At 67.5% G+C, this 16,772-nt stretch carries 17 protein-coding genes; 11 read left to right on the top strand and 6 right to left on the bottom strand.

Annotated features, from left to right (window positions below; all coding sequences use genetic code 11):
* Positions 1–71 precede the first annotated feature (71 nt).
* Entirely contained in the window at positions 72–1,499 is a 1,428-nt protein-coding gene (locus F5544_RS38120; protein WP_174867480.1) for an acyl-CoA synthetase, read from the top strand.
* Here the strand turns inward: F5544_RS38120 and dapD are convergent.
* The gene (gene dapD, locus F5544_RS38115; protein ID WP_167477644.1) at positions 1,496–2,452 is read right to left on the bottom strand and encodes a 2,3,4,5-tetrahydropyridine-2,6-dicarboxylate N-succinyltransferase; all 957 of its coding nucleotides are present in this window, start codon (positions 2,450–2,452) and stop codon (positions 1,496–1,498) included. The two genes, F5544_RS38120 and dapD, sit on opposite strands and share 4 nt — an antisense overlap.
* A 34-nt stretch (positions 2,453–2,486) precedes the next feature.
* On the opposite strand from dapD, the gene dapE reads away from it, so the two are divergent.
* From dapE to F5544_RS38065, 10 genes are all read left to right on the top strand, one after another.
* Positions 2,487–3,590, top strand: coding sequence for a succinyl-diaminopimelate desuccinylase (gene dapE / locus F5544_RS38110; RefSeq protein WP_238846876.1), 1,104 nt, complete (start codon positions 2,487–2,489; stop codon positions 3,588–3,590).
* A gap of 110 nt (positions 3,591–3,700) precedes the next feature.
* Entirely contained in the window at positions 3,701–4,510 is an 810-nt protein-coding gene (locus F5544_RS38105; RefSeq protein WP_167477642.1) for a TIGR00730 family Rossman fold protein, read from the top strand.
* Positions 4,504–5,055, top strand: a complete 552-nt coding sequence (locus F5544_RS38100; RefSeq protein ID WP_167477641.1) for a TIGR00730 family Rossman fold protein — start codon at positions 4,504–4,506, stop codon at positions 5,053–5,055. Before F5544_RS38105 ends, F5544_RS38100 begins: the two co-directional genes overlap by 7 nt.
* Before the next feature lie 76 nt (positions 5,056–5,131).
* Positions 5,132–6,901 carry a long-chain-acyl-CoA synthetase gene (locus F5544_RS38095; RefSeq protein ID WP_167477640.1) on the top strand — a complete coding sequence of 590 codons (1,770 nt, stop codon included), beginning with the start codon at positions 5,132–5,134 and terminating at the stop codon, positions 6,899–6,901.
* 42 nt (positions 6,902–6,943) lie between these two features.
* Positions 6,944–7,828, top strand: coding sequence for a dihydropteroate synthase (gene folP / locus F5544_RS38090; protein ID WP_167477639.1), 885 nt, complete (start codon positions 6,944–6,946; stop codon positions 7,826–7,828).
* Positions 7,825–8,736, top strand: coding sequence for a glucosyl-3-phosphoglycerate synthase (locus F5544_RS38085; protein WP_167477638.1), 912 nt, complete (start codon positions 7,825–7,827; stop codon positions 8,734–8,736). The genes folP and F5544_RS38085 overlap by 4 nt, the downstream gene beginning before the upstream one ends.
* Positions 8,737–8,897: 161 nt before the next feature.
* Positions 8,898–9,431, top strand: coding sequence for a 2Fe-2S iron-sulfur cluster-binding protein (locus F5544_RS38080; RefSeq protein ID WP_194252450.1), 534 nt, complete (start codon positions 8,898–8,900; stop codon positions 9,429–9,431).
* Complete coding sequence (locus tag F5544_RS38075; RefSeq protein ID WP_167477636.1) at positions 9,428–10,423, top strand: FAD binding domain-containing protein; 996 nt, start codon at positions 9,428–9,430, stop codon at positions 10,421–10,423. The genes F5544_RS38080 and F5544_RS38075 overlap by 4 nt, the downstream gene beginning before the upstream one ends.
* A complete protein-coding gene (locus F5544_RS38070) occupies positions 10,420–12,651 on the top strand; it encodes a xanthine dehydrogenase family protein molybdopterin-binding subunit (RefSeq protein ID WP_167477635.1) in 2,232 nt (743 codons plus the stop codon). Before F5544_RS38075 ends, F5544_RS38070 begins: the two co-directional genes overlap by 4 nt.
* Positions 12,652–12,774: 123 nt before the next feature.
* Entirely contained in the window at positions 12,775–13,344 is a 570-nt protein-coding gene (locus F5544_RS38065; RefSeq protein ID WP_238846875.1) for a Uma2 family endonuclease, read from the top strand.
* A gap of 8 nt (positions 13,345–13,352) precedes the next feature.
* Here the strand turns inward: F5544_RS38065 and F5544_RS38060 are convergent, their stop codons facing one another.
* The 5 genes from F5544_RS38060 to tatB all read right to left on the bottom strand — a co-directional run bounded on the left by F5544_RS38060 (position 13,353) and on the right by tatB (position 16,753).
* Positions 13,353–14,429 (bottom strand): XdhC family protein, encoded by a 1,077-nt coding sequence (locus F5544_RS38060; protein ID WP_167477634.1) that lies wholly within the window; start codon positions 14,427–14,429, stop codon positions 13,353–13,355.
* A gap of 18 nt (positions 14,430–14,447) precedes the next feature.
* A complete protein-coding gene (locus tag F5544_RS38055; RefSeq protein ID WP_167477633.1) occupies positions 14,448–14,657 on the bottom strand; it encodes a hypothetical protein in 210 nt (69 codons plus the stop codon).
* Entirely contained in the window at positions 14,654–15,232 is a 579-nt protein-coding gene (locus tag F5544_RS38050; protein ID WP_167477632.1) for a hypothetical protein, read from the bottom strand. Before F5544_RS38050 ends, F5544_RS38055 begins: the two co-directional genes overlap by 4 nt.
* Before the next feature lie 165 nt (positions 15,233–15,397).
* Positions 15,398–16,258 (bottom strand): hypothetical protein, encoded by an 861-nt coding sequence (locus F5544_RS38045; protein WP_167477631.1) that lies wholly within the window; start codon positions 16,256–16,258, stop codon positions 15,398–15,400.
* A gap of 75 nt (positions 16,259–16,333) precedes the next feature.
* The gene (gene tatB / locus F5544_RS38040; RefSeq protein WP_167477630.1) at positions 16,334–16,753 is read right to left on the bottom strand and encodes a Sec-independent protein translocase protein TatB; all 420 of its coding nucleotides are present in this window, start codon (positions 16,751–16,753) and stop codon (positions 16,334–16,336) included.
* Positions 16,754–16,772: the final 19 nt, after the last annotated feature.

Here is a 16,772-nt window from a genome sequence, read left to right as displayed (position 1 = left end):
GACTCGGGAAGGGTGTCAACGGGCACCGACCGGAGTGGGTGTGTTCTCGGTCCGAGAAGTAGCGTGGGCGAATGTCGTTCGGTCCGCCGCTGCTGCTCCGCTCCCTCAACCCGATCGCCGTTGCCCAGGGGGCCGATATCCCCAATGCCGTCACCATCGACGGCGTGACCATGTCGCGCGGCGATCTGCTCGGCGCGGCGACCTCGGTCGCCGAGCGGATCGCCCGGGCCGACCGGGTCGCCGTGCTGGCCAGGCCCACCGCGACCACCGTGCTCGCCGTGCTCGGCTGCCTGATCGCCGGTGTCACCGTGGTGCCGGTGCCGCCGGATTCCGGCGCCGCCGAACTCGCGCACATCCTCGCCGATTCCGGTGCGCAGGCCTGGCTCGGCGACGCGCCCGACGGCACCGAGCTGCCGGTGGTTCCGGTGCGTCTGCACGCCAGATCCTGGCACACCTATCCCGAACCCGACCCGGCCACAACCGCTTTCATCCTCTACACCTCCGGCACCACGGGCCTGCCGAAAGGTGTCGTGCTCAGCCGCGGCGCCATCGCCGCCGGCTTGGACGCGCTCGCCGACGCCTGGGCATGGACGCCGAACGACGTTCTGGTGCACGGACTTCCGCTGTTCCACGTGCACGGGCTGATCCTCGGCGTGCTCGGCCCGCTGCGGGTGGGCAGCCCGCTCGTGCACACCGGCAAACCGACGCCGCAGGCGTATGCGGCCGCCGGTGGCACGCTGTACTTCGGGGTGCCGACGGTGTGGTCGCGTGTCGTCGAAGACCCCACTGCCGCAAAGCAATTGAGTGAGGCGCGGTTGCTCGTCTCGGGTAGCGCACCGCTGCCGGTGCCGGTATTCGAGAAGTTGCGCGAGCTCACCGGCCACGCACCCGTCGAGCGCTACGGCATGAGCGAAACCATGATCACCCTGTCCACCCGCGCCGACGGCGAACGCAGGCCGGGCTGGGTCGGCACACCGGTGCGCGGCGTGCGCACCCGGCTGCGCGACGAGGCGGGCAACGATGTGCCGCACGACGGCGAAAGCATCGGCGGCCTACAGGTTTCCGGCCCGATGCTGTTCGACGGCTACCTCAACCGCCCGGAGGTCACCGCCGAGAACTTCACCGCCGACGGCTGGTTCAAAACCGGTGACGTCGCCGTCATCGATGCGGGCGGCTTTCACCGCATCGTCGGCCGTGAATCGGTGGACCTGATCAAATCCGGCGGCTACCGCGTCGGCGCGGGCGAGGTGGAGACGGTGCTGCTCGGCCACCCGGCCGTGGCCGAGGCCGCCGTCGTCGGTCTGCCCGACGCCGACCTCGGCCAGCGCATCGTCGGCTTCGTCGTATTGCGCGGCGCACCAACCGATTCCATCGAAAAAGAGCTCATCGACCATGTGGCCGAACAGCTTTCGGTGCACAAGCGCCCGCGCGAGATCCGGGTCGTCGACGCGCTGCCGCGCAACGCCATGGGCAAGGTGCAGAAGAAAATGCTCGGCTAGTCGTTGGCGTGTAGTGCGGCGTTGAGTTCGATGCCGGTGCCCTTGCGCGGCACCACCTCCACCGCGCCGGACTGCGAATTGCGGCGGAACAGCAGATTGTCGCGCCCGCTCAGCTCGGCGGCCTTGACGACGGTGCCGTCGGGGGTGGCGACCTTGGTGCCCGCGGTGAGATACAGGCCCGCCTCGACGATGCAATCGTTGCCGAGCGAGATGCCGAGCCCGGCGTTCGCGCCGAGCAGCGAGCGCTCACCGATCGAGATGACCTGCTTACCGCCGCCGGACAGGGTGCCCATGATCGATGCGCCGCCGCCGATATCGGAGCCGTCGCCCACCAGCACGCCCTGCGAGATGCGGCCCTCGACCATCGATGCGCCGAGCGTGCCCGCGTTGAAGTTGACGAAACCCTCGTGCATCACGGTGGTGCCCGCGGCCAGGTGCGCGCCGAGCCGCACCCGGTCGGCGTCGGCGATCCGGACGCCCGCGGGCACCACGTAATCCACCAGACGCGGGAATTTGTCGATGCCGTACACGGTGACCGGGCCGCGGGCGCGCAGCTTCAGCCGGGTGAGTTCGAATTCCTCCAGCGAGCACGGACCGTGGTTGGTCCACACCACATTGGCGAGCAGGCCGAAGATGCCGTCCAGGTTCGCGCCGTGCGGCCGGATCAGTCGGTGCGAGAGCAGGTGCAGGCGCAGGTAGACGTCGTGAGTGTCGACCGGCGCGGCGGACAGGTCGGCGATGGTGGTGCGCACGACGACCACCTCCACCCGCCGGGCCTCGTCCGGGCCGGCCAGCTCGGCGAATTTGGCGTATTCGACGTCGGCGGGATCCAGCCGCTTGCTGCACGACTCACCGAATTCGCCCAACTCCGGGTACGGGTACCAGGTGTCGAGGATGGTTCCGTTGGCCGTGATGGTGGCGAGGCCGACCGCTGCTGCTCCCTGTGTACTCACGTCCAGACAGGTTACTCACCGTAGGCTGATCCGTGTGACCCTGGATCTGCACGCCGACCCGATCGACCTGACCGCCGCCCTCGTCGATATCGCGAGCGTCTCCCGTGACGAGGACCGCATCGTCACCCTCGTCGAGCGTGCGCTGCGCGAACAGACCACCGGATTCGAGGTGCTGCGGCACGGCAATGTGGTGTTGGCGCGCACGAATCGCGGCCTGCCGACCAGGGTGGTGCTGGCCGGTCACCTGGACACCGTCCCGATCGCCGACAATGTGCCCGGCCGTTTCGCCACCGACGACGCCGGGCAGCGCGTGCTCTACGGCTGCGGCAGCGTCGACATGAAATCCGGGGACGCCGTTTTCCTGCATCTGGCCGCGACAGTCGCCGAGCCGGTGCACGACCTGACGCTGATCTTCTACGACTGCGAGGAGCTCGCCGCGGAGTTCAACGGGCTCGGCCATATCGAGCGCGAACTGCCCGAATGGCTCGCGGGCGATCTGGCGATCCTCGGCGAACCGTCGGGCGGCTGGGTCGAGGCGGGCTGCCAGGGCACCATGCGGGCCCGGCTCGCCACCGCGGGCATCCGGTCGCATTCGGCGCGAGCCTGGTTGGGCGACAACGCGATTCACCGGCTCGCACCCATCTTGCAGCGGCTTGCCGACTATCGGGGGCGCGAGGTCGACATCGACGGCTGCGTCTACCGGGAAGGTCTGTCCGCGGTGCGGGTGTGCGGCGGTGTCGCGGGCAATGTGGTGCCCGATGCCGCCGAGGTGGACGTCAATTTCCGCTTCGCACCCGATCGCACCGTCCAACAGGCCACCGAGCACGTGCGTGAGGTATTCGCCGGTCTGGAACTGGATTTCGCGGTCACCGACGCCGCGCCCGGCGCGCTGCCCGGTCTCACCGCCCCGGCGGCCAAGGACCTGATCGCCTCGGTGCACCGGCACGGCGGCGGCGGGGTGCGCGCCAAATACGGCTGGACCGACGTCTCGCGTTTCGCGGCCCGCGGCATACCCGCGGTGAACTTCGGGCCCGGCGATCCGAACCTCGCGCACAAGCGGGACGAGCACGTCCCGGTCACCCAGATCACCGCGGTCACCGCGATACTGCGCAGCTATTTGACCGGTTCACAACCGTGACAGACCGCTCGGTCACCATCGCGTATCGGTGACGAGCCGGGCGCTTGAACGTCCGATGACTTCTCCCGTCCACCCGCTGACGGGCGGGCGCTGACCGGTAGCGTGGTGACATGTCCACCGATGCCGCCGACCACGAGGTTGCCAGCGCGCCGAAATCCACCCCCAAGTTCCGCGGCCCGATCATGTTCCGCCGCGAACGCAAGGAAGGGCTCGGCACCTCGGATCAGAATCTGCTCGACAAGCACGGCCCGAGCGATTGGGTGCACACCGATCCGTGGCGGGTGCTGCGCATCCAGGCCGAATTCGTCGAGGGCTTCGGCGCGCTCGCGGAGGTGCCGCGCGCGGTCGCGGTCTTCGGTTCGGCGCGGACCACGGTGGATCATCCCGAATATCACGCGGGCATGGCGATCGGCGCCGCGCTGGCGCGGGCCGGATTCGCGGTGATCACCGGCGGCGGGCCCGGCGCGATGGAGGCGGTGAACCGCGGCGCGAGCGAGGCGGGCGGCTATTCGATCGGTCTCGGCATCGAGCTGCCGTTCGAGCAGAGCCTCAACGAGTGGGTCGATCTGGGCATCAACTTCCGCTACTTCTTCGCCCGCAAGACCATGTTCGTGAAGTATTCGCAGGCATTCGTCTGTCTCCCCGGCGGATTCGGCACCCTCGACGAATTGTTCGAGGCGTTGACGCTGGTGCAGACGCGCAAGATCACGCGCTTCCCGATCATCCTGTTCGGCACGAAATACTGGGCCGGACTTGTCGATTGGCTGCGCGATTCGCTCGGCGGCTCCGGCAAGATCGCGCCCGGGGATCTGGGGCTGCTGCATGTGACGGACAGCGTCGACGAGATTGTGCAGATCGTGTTGGGTGCGGCCGAAGCGGGCGCCGCACCCGACGCACTAGGTACGGAGGATGAATGGTGAGCGATCCCTATTCGGTGTGTGTCTACTGCTCGTCGAGCACGACCGACCAGGCGCAGCTCGCGCTGGCCGCCAAGGTCGGTACCGAAATCGCCAGGCGCGGTTGGCAATTGGTCTCCGGCGGCGGACACGTCTCGATGATGGGCGCGGTCGCCACCGCGACGCGGGCCGGCGGCGGGCACACCGTCGGGGTCATCCCGAAACATCTGGTGCACAAGGAGGTCGCCGACGTCGACGCCGACGAGCTGCTGGTCACCGACACCATGCGCGAGCGAAAACTGCTCATGGAGCAGCGTTCCGACGCATTCCTCACGCTGCCCGGCGGCATCGGCACGCTGGAGGAGTTGTTCGAAACCTGGACCGGCGGGTATCTCGGTGAACACGACAAGCCGGTGGTGGTGCTCGATCACAATGGTTTCTTCGGTGGATTGTTCGCCTGGCTGGGCGAACTGCGCGACCGCAAGGTCGTCCCGCAGGCGCAGCTGGACCGGATCACGGTCGTCGGCGATATCGCCGCGGCCTTCGAGGCGCTGAAACCGGGGGCGTAGCCGCGGAATTCCGGTACCGTCGGTACCACCCTGGCCGGCTGTCACAGTAAACCGGTGGCGGATAGGAGATCTGCGCGTGAACACCGAAGCCCGCTCGACGGTGAGCCTCTTCGACCTGGTCCGGCAGTTGCCCGGAATGGCCTTCGACGCACCGAGTATGGCGCGCAGCGCCCTCGGCCTGCTGGTGCGATCCGGCGACCGGGCATCGGTCGGCCTGTACTTCCAGCGCAACGCGCACCGCCACCCGAACCGGACCTTCCTGCGGTTCGAAGGGCGCGCCTACACATACGGCGAGGCCAATGCCGAGGTCAACCGGTACGCGAATGTGCTTGCCGGGCACGGTGTCTCGCGCGGCGACGTGGTCGGCGTGCTGATGACGAACCGCCCGGAGACGCTGCTGCTCGTGCTGGCGACGGTGAAACTAGGCGCGACGGTGGGCCTGCTCAACCACCATCAGCGCGATCAGGTGCTCGCGCACAGCTTCGGCCTGCTGAACAGCGTGCTCAACGTGGTGGGCGAGGAGTGCGCCGAGGCGCTGGACTCGCTGGCCGAACCGCCGGCGAACATCCTGTTCTCCGAGCAATTGCGAAGTGCGGCAAAGGATGCCGACGATACCGATCCGGCGGTGTGCGCGCAGGTCACCGCCGGTGAGCGCGCCTTCCTCATCTTCACCTCCGGCACCACCGGCCTGCCGAAGGCCAGCGTGATGACCCACCAGCGCTGGACCAAGAGCATGGCCGGGCTCGGCGGGCTCGGAGTCCGCTTGCGCGGCAACGACATTCTCTACAGCTGCCTGCCGCTGTACCACAACAACGCGCTCACCGTCGCGCTGTCGTCGGTGCTGTCCTCGGGCGCCACCTTCGCCCTGGGCCGCCAGTTCTCGGCGTCGCGGTTCTGGGACGAGGTGATTCGCGAGGAGGCCACCGGCTTCATCTATATCGGCGAATTGTGCCGGTATCTGCTGAACCAGCCGCCCAAGCCGACCGACCGGCGGCATCGGGTCAGGTTGTGCGTCGGCAACGGTTTGCGCCCGGAGCTGTGGGACGAATTCAAACAGCGTTTCGGCATCGACCGGATCGTCGAGTTCTACGGGGCGAGCGAAGGGAATGTCGCCTTCATCAACGCGTTCGGGGTGGACCGCACCGCGGGCTTCGGTCCGCTGCCGTACGCCATCGTCGAATACGACGACGCGACCGGCCGAGCCCGCCGGGATGCGAACGGACGGCTGCGCCGGGTGCGCACGGGTGGCGTCGGGCTGCTGCTGTCCAAGGTGACCGAGCGCTCACCGTTCGACGGCTACACCGATAAGGCCGCCTCGGAGGCGAAGCTCGTCCGCGACGGCTTCACCGATGGGGATGTGTGGTTCGACACCGGCGATCTGGTGCGCGACCAGGGCTGGCATCACATCGCCTTCGTCGATCGGCTCGGCGACACCTTCCGCTGGAAGGGGGAGAACGTGGCGACCACCGAGGTCGAGGCCGCGTTGTGCGAGGCGCCCGAGATCGAGCAGGCCGTGGTGTTCGGCGTCGATATACCGGGCGCCGACGGTAAGGCCGGAATGGCGGCGGTGACGTTGCGCCCCGGCGTCGAATTCGACGGTCGCGCCCTGGCGAAGGCGGCGTTCGAGCAGCTGCCGGGTTACGCGGTTCCGCTGTTCGTTCGCGTCGTCGCCGAACTCGAACAGACATCGACCTTCAAGAGTCGCAAGGTCGAACTGCGTAAACAGGGTTATCAGCCCGATCCCGCGAGCGCGCTGTACGTGCTGGCCGGGCGGGCCGAGGGCTACGTCCCCGCCTACGACGATTACGCCGGTGACGTCGCCGCGGGCCGCGCTCCCAAGAACTAGTACCGGGATTCGGCTCGCGGGCGCACCAGTACAGTCGAGATCATGTTCAGCTCCACCGATGCGCCGCGCCCGACCCTCTGCGGCAAGCCGGTGGCGACCGACCGGGCGCTGGTGATGGCGATCGTCAACCGCACCCCGGATTCGTTCTACGACAGGGGGGCCACCTTCACCGACGCCGCCGCCATGGACGCGGTGGCCCGCGCGGTGGACGAGGGCGCAGACCTGGTGGATATCGGCGGCGTGAAGGCAGGCCCGGGCGCCGTCGTCGACGCGGCGGAGGAGTCGCGGCGGGTGATCCCGTTCGTCGCGGCCATTCGGGAGAAATATCCGGACCTGCTCATCAGCATCGATACCTGGCGTGCCGAGGTGGCCGAGACCGCGGTGGACGCGGGCGCGGACCTGATCAACGACACCTGGGCGGGCGCGGATCCTGACCTGGTCCGAGTGGCCGCCGACCGCGGCGTCGGCATCGTGTGCAGCCACACCGGTGGCGCGATCCCGCGCACCCGCCCGCACCGGGTGCGCTATGCCGATGTGCTGACCGAGGTGACCGAAACACTGACGCGCGCCGCCGAGAACGCCGCGGCGGCCGGGGTGCGCGCGGATTCGATTCTGATCGATCCGACCCATGATTTCGGCAAGAACACTTATCACGGGCTCGCGTTGTTGCGGGGAGTGGACGTTCTCGTAAATACCGGATGGCCGGTGTTGATGGCGCTGAGCAACAAGGATTTCATCGGGGAGACTCTTGGTGTCGGACTTTCCGAACGCCTGGAGGGCACATTGGCAGCAACGGCATGGTCGGCGGCCGCGGGCGCCCGCATGTTCCGGGTGCACGAGGTCGCCGCGACCCGGCGGGTGGTGGATATGATCGCCGCCATCCAGGGCATCCGGCCACCCGCACGCACCCTGCGAGGACTGGTATGAAATCCGTCGAAACCTGGGACACACCCGCCTGGCCGGTGGACGAACTCGTCGCCGCCAAGGCCGGGCGCACCGTATCGGTGGTGCTGCCCGCGCTAAACGAGGAACGCACCGTCGGCGATGTGGTGGCCAGCATCCGGCCGCTGCTCGGCACGCTGGTGGACGAGCTGATCGTGCTCGATTCCGGTTCCACCGACGCCACCGCGGAGCGGGCGCGCGCCGCGGGCGCCGAGGTGATCAGCCGGGAACAGGCCGTTCCCGAACTCGATCCGGTACCGGGGAAGGGGGAGGTGCTGTGGCGCTCGCTGGCCGTGACCGGCGGCGACCTGATCGCCTTCGTCGACTCCGACCTGATCGATCCGGATCCGGCCTTCGTGCCGAAACTGCTCGGCCCGCTGCTCACCGTCGACGAGATCCAGCTGGTCAAGGCGTACTACCGGCGTCCGCTGCGGCAGGGCGCGGCGGTGGACGCGCACGGCGGCGGCCGGGTCACCGAATTGGTCGCGCGCCCGCTGCTCGCCGCGCTGCGCCCGGAGCTCTCGCAGGTACTGCAGCCGCTCGGCGGTGAATACGCGGGCACCCGCGAACTGCTCACCTCGGTGCCCTTCGCCCCCGGCTACGGCGTCGAGATCGGGCTGCTGCTCGACACCTTCGATCGGCTCGGCCTGTCCGCCATCGGGCAGGTCAACCTGGGGGTGCGCACCCACCGCAACCGCCCGCTCGCCGATCTCGGGGTGATGAGCCGTCAGATTCTCGGCACCGTGCTCGGTCGCAGCGGGGTACAGGACTCGGGTGCGGCGCTCACCCAGTTCCCGCTGATCGGTGACGCGTTCACGGCACACCACACCGAGGTCTCGCTGGTGGATCGGCCGCCGATGAATACGCTGCGCCCGTCGCGGGTCGCGGCCTGATTCCGGCCCGGAGGGATTGACGGCCAAACCTTTTGGGGTGGTTGCCGATGCTCTGCGCGTTTGCTGGAAGATCGCTAGGATATTTGTGAGGTCGATCCTCGCCTTTCGTCATTCGAGCTGATCTGGTCCGGTGTACGCCGATGAGCAGGAGATATGAGTCGATGACCATTGACGAACTACCCATGAGCGAGTTGCGGGCCCCCGAATTTGCCGGTCCCGGTTATACATTGGCCACATTGCGGGTGAACGGTCACGTTTACCCGGTCGCGCTGGAACCGCGGGTGAGCCTGCTCGACGCGTTGCGTGAATACCTGCACCTCACCGGCACCAAGAAGGGCTGCGACCAGGGTGCGTGCGGGGCCTGCACGGTCTGGGTGGACGGAAAGCGGGAATTGTCCTGTCTGTCCCTGGCGCTCAGCATGGAGGGCCGCGATATCACCACCATCGAGGGCGTCGCCGACGGGGACGAATTGCACCCGGTGCAGCAGGCATTCATCGAACACGACGGATTCCAGTGCGGCTACTGCACTCCAGGGCAGATCATGTCGGCGGTCAAATGCATCGAGGAAGGGCACACCGGCAGCGATGCGGAAATCGCGGAATGGATGAGCGGCAATATCTGCCGCTGTGCCGCCTATCAGAACATTCGCGACGCGATAAAGTCCGCCCGCGACAAAATGGGCGGCCCGAAATGAGGCCCATCACCTTCGCCCGCGCGGACACCGTCGAAGCAGCGCTCGCCGCGGTGGCCGCTCGGCCCAACACCGTATTCCTGGCCGGCGGAACAACTTTGGTGGATATGCTGCGCATCGGCGCGATGCGGCCGGATAACGTCGTCGACATCAACCGGCTGCCGCTCACCGGTCTCGAGCACACCCCGGACGGCGGGCTGCGCATCGGCGCGCTGGTCCGGATGAGCAAAGTGGCCGCCGATCCGCTTGTGGTGCAACGGTTTCCGTTCCTCTCGATCGCGCTGTGGAAGGGTGCGTCGGCGCAGATCCGCAATATGGCATCGATGGGCGGGAACCTCATGCAGAAGGTGCGGTGCCCCGGCTTCCGCGAGACCGCCTTCGCCTGCAACAAGCGCGATCCGGGCAGCGGTTGCGGCGTGCTGGACGGCCTGCACCGCGGCAACGCCGTGCTCGGCACCAGCGAGCACTGCTTCGCCATGCACCCCTCCGATGTCGCGATCCCGCTCACCGCGCTCGACGCGGTGGTACATGTGCAGGGGCCCAAGGGAACTCGGGCGATCGCGTTCGACGACTTCTTCCTCTTGCCCGGCAATACCCCGCATCTCGAACATCCGATCGGCCCGGATGAGCTGATCGTCCGCATCGATGTGCCGCCGCTGCCGTACGCGGTGCATTCGCACTACCTGAAATCCCGCGATCGCGAATCCTATGAATTCGCGGGCGCTTCCGCCGCGGTCGCACTGGACTTGGACGGGGAGTACGTGCGCAATGTGCGGATCGGTCTCGGCGGTGTCGCGACCAAGCCGTGGCGAGCCCATATCGCCGAACAACTGCTGCTCGGCAAGCGGGCCACCAAGGACAACTTCGCGGCGGCCGCCGCCGCGGAACTCGACGCGGCGGATTCCGGCCATCCGATGAATCGCTTCAAAATCGCGCTGGCGCAACGCACTTTGGTGCGCACGCTGGAGATCGTCACCGAAAAGGACGCGAAATGACCGCGCCCGCCCTGGTCGGCCGGGGGCTCGATCGCATCGACGGCCGCGCCAAGGTGACCGGTGCGGCCCGCTTCACCGCCGAGATTCCGCTGCCCAATGCCGCGTACGGCGTTATCGTCGGCGCCGAAATCGGCAGCGGCACAGTGAAATCCATCGACACGTCGGCCGCGCTTCGCGCCGGTGCGGTCGCCGTGTACACACACCTGAACCTGCCGAAGGTCAACATCGTTCCGGTCATGCCATCCGGTTACGGCGGCCCGGCACCGGGCCAGACCTTTTTTCCCATGCAGGACAACGAGATCCACTACTTCGGCCAGCCGATCGCGGTGGTGGTCGCCGACACCATCGATGTCGCGATGCACGCGGCCACGCTGATCGAGGCCAGCTACGAGGCGCGAAAGCCGATGGTGCGCCTCGACGACGGCCGTGACGAGCAGTACCTGCCCGAGCGGGTCTTCTGCGATCTGGTGCCCGCCAAGCAGTCCCGCGGCGATTTCGCCGCCGCGGAAAAGGCCGCGGCCCATTCCATCGATGTCACATATCATTTCGCCGCCAACCACCACAATCCGATCGAATGCTCGGCGACCGCGGCGATGTGGGACGGCGATTCGGTCACCGTCTATGACGCGTCACAGGGCATCGTGGCCTCGCAGCTGACCATCGCGGCGCACCTGGGCATCTCGCCCGGCAAGGTGCGGGTGCTCGCCGACTACGTCGGCGGCGGCTTCGGCGGCAAGGCGATGATGTGGCCGCATGTGACGCTGGCTCCTTTGGTGGCAAGGGAATTGGGCCGTCCGGTGCGGGTGGTGCTGAACCGCGAGCAGATGTTCTACGGCACCGGACTGCGCGAGGAACAGGAGCAGCGGGTCACCCTGGTCTGCGACGACGACGGCCGGATCACCGGGCTGCGACATCACAAGCTCTCCGTCACTTCGCAATTCGACAATTGGGCGGAGCTGTCGCTGGAGGTCGCGGGCAAGGCGTACGGAATTCCCAACTGGGACGGTCAGTACAAGCTCATCAAGGGCAACACCATGACGCCGACCTTCATGCGCGGCCCCGGTGAGGCCTCGGGCATGGTCGCGCTGGAATGCGCCATGGACGAACTGGCCGCCGAAATCGGCATGGACCCGGTGGAATTGCGCCGCCGCAACCATGCGGCGGCGGATCCGGAGAGCGGTAACCCGTGGACATCCGACGGCTACCTGGACTGCCTCGAAGAGGCGGCGCAGCGGTTCGGTTGGGTGGGCAGGCGACCGAAAGGCCCACGCCGCGAAGGTAATTGGCTGCTCGGCTGGGGCGTCGGCACCGCGGGCTATCCGGTCTACCTGCCCGGCCAGCCGCAGCGCGCGCACGCCAGGCTGCGCGCCGACGGCTCGTTGGTCGTCCAGGCCGCGACCCAGGAGTTCGGCACCGGCGTCGCCACCGCGATGACCCAGGTGGCCGGCGACGCGATGGGCTTGCCGGTCAACCGGATTCGTTTCGATATCGGCAGCACCGAATATCCGAATATCGCGGCGACGGTCGGTTCGATGGGTGCGGGCATGGTCAGCGCCGCCGTGCACACCGCGTGCACCGAGCTGCTGGCCCAGCTCATCGCCATCGCCATCGCCGACGAACAGTCACCGCTGCACGGCTACGCCCCGGATCTCATCGAGGGCGTCGACGGTCGGCTGCGGCCGAAAGCCGAACCGTCCCTTGTCGATCCATACGACGCGGTGCTCACCCGCAACCACCTCACCGATATCGAGACGATCGGCACGTGGCGTCCGGCCGCGGATCCGGCGCGGCACGCCATGATGAGCTTCGGCGCGCAATTCGCCGAGGTGGCCGTCGATCCCGAACTCGGGCTGATCCGGGTGCGCCGGATGGTCGGCGCCTTCGCGCCCGGCCGTGTGCTGAATGCGAAACTCGCCCGCAGCCAGGTGCTCGGCGGCATGAACTGGGGCCTGTCCCAAGCCCTCATGGAGGGCACGATCGCCGACCCGCGCGACGGTCGCTGGGCCAATTCCTCACTCCTGGAATATCTGCTTCCGGTCAATGCCGACGCACCGGCGGTAGATATCTCCTTCGTCGAAGTGGACGACCAGGTGGTGAACCCGTTGGGCGTCAAGGGACTCGGCGAACTCGGCATGGTCGGCGCGGCCGCCGCCATCATCAACGCGGTCCGCCACGCCACCGGCCGCAGTATCCGCGAGATCCCGCTCCGCATCGAACACCTGCTCTGAGCTGGTCATTTGACCTGTCGAAAAACTGTTCGACTTGTCGGCGTCGTCACGTATGCTTCCGCCGTCGGGCACGGACGTGTGGAAGACTGGAGACCGGTCCAGAACCGGGGAGGGGAGGAAGTAATGGTGGTGAGCGTCATGAACTTCCCTGATCACTTGTTGACGCTGCAGGATTGGATTGCGCTGCCCGAAGACAACAGTCGTGCTTACGAACTTGTCGAGGGGGTGCTCATCTTGTCGCCGCGGCCGAGGTCCAAACATCAGCGAGCGAATGCGCGACTTGTCCAGCAGTTGGACGCGCAGCTGCCAACTACCGTCGGGGCGCTGGCCGAAACCGAGGTGGTGATCGATCCTGGCCCGCCTGCCACGGTGCGAGTACCCGATGTGATCGTGGTTCCGGACGCTGGAATTCAGGAAGACCTAGCGCGTTGGGATCCCGCTGAGGTGCTCTTGGCGGTCGAGGTTCTGTCTCAGGGAACGCGTCGTACCGATCGGGGTGCCAAGTTCGCCGAGTACGCCGAAGTCGGTATCGAGCAATACTGGCTGGTCGACCTCGATGAGCCGGTCAGCCTGACCGCCTACCGATTGATCGACGGTCAGTACGAGAAGATGGGCGAGAGCGCGAACCGGGCAACGCTCGAACTGGCTGGAGCGCGTATCGAATTGGACCTTGCGGCATTGGTGACGCGTTAGCGTCCGACTCAACGATGGATCGGCCCGTCCGTACTCGACAGCGGACGGGCCGACGCCTGTCCGCGCTCGGCGAGTATCTGCGCCGCGATCGAAATCGCCGTCTCGTCCGGTGTGCGGGCGTTGAGATCCAGACCCAACGGGCTGTGCAGCCGGGCCAGTTCGGCATCGGTGACACCGGCGGCGCGCAGGTGTTCGGCGCGTTCGGCGTGGGTGCGGCGCGAGCCGAGCACGCCGACGAACGCGAGTTCCGGCATGCGCAGCGCGGCGGCGATCAGCGGCACATCGAATTTGCTGTCGTGGGTCAGCACGCAGACCACCGTGCGCTCGTCGAGCCGGCCCGCCTCGTGCTCGGCGGCCAGATACCGGTGCGGCCAGTCCACCACCACCTCGTGCGCCGACGGGAAGCGCGTTGCGGTCGCGAAGGTCTCCCTGGCGTCCACCACGGTGACCCGATATCCGAGTTGGCGGCCGGTGCGGCTGAGGGCGCGCACGAAATCGTTGGCGCCGGCCAGGATCATCCGGGCGGGCGGCGCGAAAACCTGGACGAAGGCGCGCGGCCGCGGGTTCTGCTCGGTATCGCACTCCTCGGCGCCGACCACTCCGCTGTGTCCGGCGGCGAGCAGGGCTTTGGCGTCCTGATCGATGCCGTGCCACGGTTCGGAATCGTCCGGCCGCAACAGTTTCCAGTCGTTGCCCGCGTTCAGCGTTGTCACCAGTGCGACGGGATTGCCCGCCATCACCTCGGTGCGCAATGCGAGCAGCAGCGGCATCCGATCGATATCGACCAGTTCGACGCACACCTCGATCTCGCCGCCGCAGGTGAGCCCGACCTCGAAACCCACCCCGTCGGCGTACCCGAACCGATCGATGACCGGCGGTGCGCCGTCGAGCACCTGCCGCGCCGATTCCAGCACGGCCGATTCCACACAGCCACCGGACAGCGAGCCGAAAACCGTCTCCTCGGCCGTCACCACCATCGCCGCACCGGTTTCCCGCGGGCCGGGACCGGTCGCATCGACGATGCGGGCCAGCGCCACCGGGCCGTTGGGCAGCAGCGAGATCAGCTGATCGAGCATCGTGCGCACGAACGCCGTCCCTTCTTCTTACGCGACCGTCTCGTCGGCGAGATCCGCCGATTCGGCGAGTCGCTCGGCTCGCTCGTCGGCCGCCGCGTGCTCGACGGCCAGCCGAGCCTGGATATCGGCCACCCGTAGATATTGTCTCTCGGAACGCGCACGCACGAACGCGCCCGTGATGATGGCGAGCACTCCGCCGACGATGACGGCGGCGCCGACGATCAACAGCAGCGTCATCGGATCACCAGCTCCCGCAGCGTGAATTGGGATGGCACCTCGCCGGTGCGGTAGTAGGCGGTGAGGATCTCGGCGGCCTCGTCTGCGGTGAACACCTCGTCGAAATGCACCCGCAGCTGGTGCATGCCGCGTTGGACGGAGATGGTGAGCACGGGCACGCCGACGCGATCGGGATGGGTGCCGACGAGGTATCGGCGTGTCGCGCCGTCGACGGTCCTGCGCAACTCGATGACCAGCTCGTCGGCCGAACCCATGCAGGTCAGCTGGTCCTCGCCGCGGTCGGCGCTCGGCGTTGCCGGGATGTCGAGGGAGCGCATCGGTGCGGGCAGGCGGGTCATGCAGACCGAGTAGCGGTCGTATCCATCGAGCCTGCGCAGCGGGCGCAGGAAGTTCTGCACCTTCTCCGACGGGCCGATGAAGACCTTGAGCCGGTCACTGTAGGTGACGCGGTGCGTGGTGATGATCGGCGCGGTTTCGGTCTCGGCTACCGCATCGATCGCCTCGGGACCTGGGACTTCAGGGGGCTCGGTGAACAGGTTCAACACGCTGTCCCCGGGTGTCGAGTACGCGAACAAGACTCCACCTACTTACTCGGTAGCAAACTTAGAGCTACTTGAGCATTCAGGCACTATCGGGGGTGGCGCAAGGGTGGCGAGCGTCCTGTTACTCGACCGTTATCCTGATTTCCATTCGGAAATAACTAGTGCAGCCGCACGTCACAAGGGTGAAACACGGCGGAATCAGCGTCTCGGGCGCGGAATGGCGCTGCGGGCGTCGACCAGGTCGTGGCGGTAGACGGGGGTCAATAAATCGGTATCCAGAGGTTCGCCAGTATTCCGGTCGTAGCGCACCGCGATCAGCACCGAGAAGAGATGGTTCGCCGCCCGCTCGTGCAGGGTCGCCAGCCGGGTGGCCAGCAGCCGGATCGCGCCGAGCGATCCCGGCGGGTGCAGACCGTCGATGATGAGCACCGTGCCGCGGCCGTCGGGGCGCGGCAGCCGGGCGAGATAGGCGATGTCGTGCGGATCCGGGCCGCCGGGCCGATACACCCGCCGCGCCGCCCGATCCTCGATGCCGCGCCGCACGTCGCCCGCCCGCGCCACCGCGCGCCGCAGCCGAGGATCGGCAACGATCAGCTGCCGCAGGCTGGGGGAGAGCTCGGGCCCGCCGAGCACGATGAGTCCGTCCCGGTTCAGATCGATCGGGCGGCCCGGCAGGAAATGTTCGACGGTGACCGTGAAGCCCAACTCGCGCAACAGTTCCACCAGGCGCGGCGCGGCGGTCGGATCCGGCGCGCCGATCATCCGACCCGCCCGCACCTCGGGCGCGAGTATGGTGAGCGCGCCGTGCCCGAAGAACAGACCTTCGGGTGCGGGCCCCTGGGTGCTCACCTGATGAATCCGCGCCCGGGACAATCCGGCCGCGGCCCCGATTCTGGCGAAAGTCCAACCCTCGGCATGTAATTCGCGAATGACCGCTCGACGAATGCGGGTGAGTTCGTTGATGGTCTGCTGGGCCGCCGCCACCCCCTCGGTGGCCGCCTTCAATCGCTCGACCTTGTCCTCGATCGCGAAAACCCGCGCCACGTCATCGGCCGACATGTGCGAAGTCTAGACAGCTCGACAGCCGCATGCGTCTAGCCCGCTTGACGCCGACACGCCCGGACCGGGCGGAATTCAGGTCGCGTCGGTATCGATCGGCGGACGCTCGTTGCGCTCCAACGGTTTCTGCGGTGCGGGCATCGGATACTGCTGTGCCGCACCGGTGGTACCGCCGTACAGGTCGTTCTTGTTCGGCAGCTGGCTCTCCAGATCCCGCAACAGCGAATCATCCCCGTTGAGAAGGTGTTTGGTGACCATGGTGCGCGGGTTCATCTGGCGCAGCTCGTTCAGGTCGGCCAGCGGCTTGCGCAGCTCCTCGAACTCCGGCCCCAACTCCTGACGCAACTGGGTGGTCGCCCCACTGGCGTAGTCGCGCGCCTGGCGTAGCGCGCGAGTGGTCCACCGCACCGCGCCGGGCAGTCGCTCGGGGCCGAGGATGACGAGGGCCGCAACGAGCAGAATCATGAACTCGCTCCAGCCGATACCGCTGAACATGGATTCCAGGCTACCCGGA

The sequence above is a fragment of the Nocardia arthritidis genome (assembly GCF_011801145.1).
Classification (GTDB): Bacteria; Actinomycetota; Actinomycetes; order Mycobacteriales; family Mycobacteriaceae; genus Nocardia; species Nocardia arthritidis_A.
Note: the sequence above shows the minus strand (reverse complement) of the source record. Positions and strands in the feature narration are given on the sequence as shown.

What these genes read in the sequence shown, in the direction of transcription:
- tatB (WP_167477630.1), bottom strand. Translation starts at nt 16,753, where the DNA reads ATGTTCAGCGGTATCGGCTGGAGCGAGTTCATGATTCTGCTCGTTGCG.
- F5544_RS38070 (WP_167477635.1), top strand. Translation starts at nt 10,420, where the DNA reads ATGACCGCGCCCGCCCTGGTCGGCCGGGGGCTCGATCGCATCGACGGC.
- F5544_RS38080 (WP_194252450.1), top strand. Translation starts at nt 8,898, where the DNA reads ATGACCATTGACGAACTACCCATGAGCGAGTTGCGGGCCCCCGAATTT.
- F5544_RS38075 (WP_167477636.1), top strand. Translation starts at nt 9,428, where the DNA reads ATGAGGCCCATCACCTTCGCCCGCGCGGACACCGTCGAAGCAGCGCTC.
- F5544_RS38105 (WP_167477642.1), top strand. Translation starts at nt 3,701, where the DNA reads ATGTCCACCGATGCCGCCGACCACGAGGTTGCCAGCGCGCCGAAATCC.
- F5544_RS38120 (WP_174867480.1), top strand. Translation starts at nt 72, where the DNA reads ATGTCGTTCGGTCCGCCGCTGCTGCTCCGCTCCCTCAACCCGATCGCC.
- F5544_RS38045 (WP_167477631.1), bottom strand. Translation starts at nt 16,258, where the DNA reads ATGTCGGCCGATGACGTGGCGCGGGTTTTCGCGATCGAGGACAAGGTC.
- F5544_RS38055 (WP_167477633.1), bottom strand. Translation starts at nt 14,657, where the DNA reads ATGACGCTGCTGTTGATCGTCGGCGCCGCCGTCATCGTCGGCGGAGTG.
- F5544_RS38085 (WP_167477638.1), top strand. Translation starts at nt 7,825, where the DNA reads ATGAAATCCGTCGAAACCTGGGACACACCCGCCTGGCCGGTGGACGAA.
- F5544_RS38065 (WP_238846875.1), top strand. Translation starts at nt 12,775, where the DNA reads ATGGTGGTGAGCGTCATGAACTTCCCTGATCACTTGTTGACGCTGCAG.
- folP (WP_167477639.1), top strand. Translation starts at nt 6,944, where the DNA reads ATGTTCAGCTCCACCGATGCGCCGCGCCCGACCCTCTGCGGCAAGCCG.
- F5544_RS38100 (WP_167477641.1), top strand. Translation starts at nt 4,504, where the DNA reads ATGGTGAGCGATCCCTATTCGGTGTGTGTCTACTGCTCGTCGAGCACG.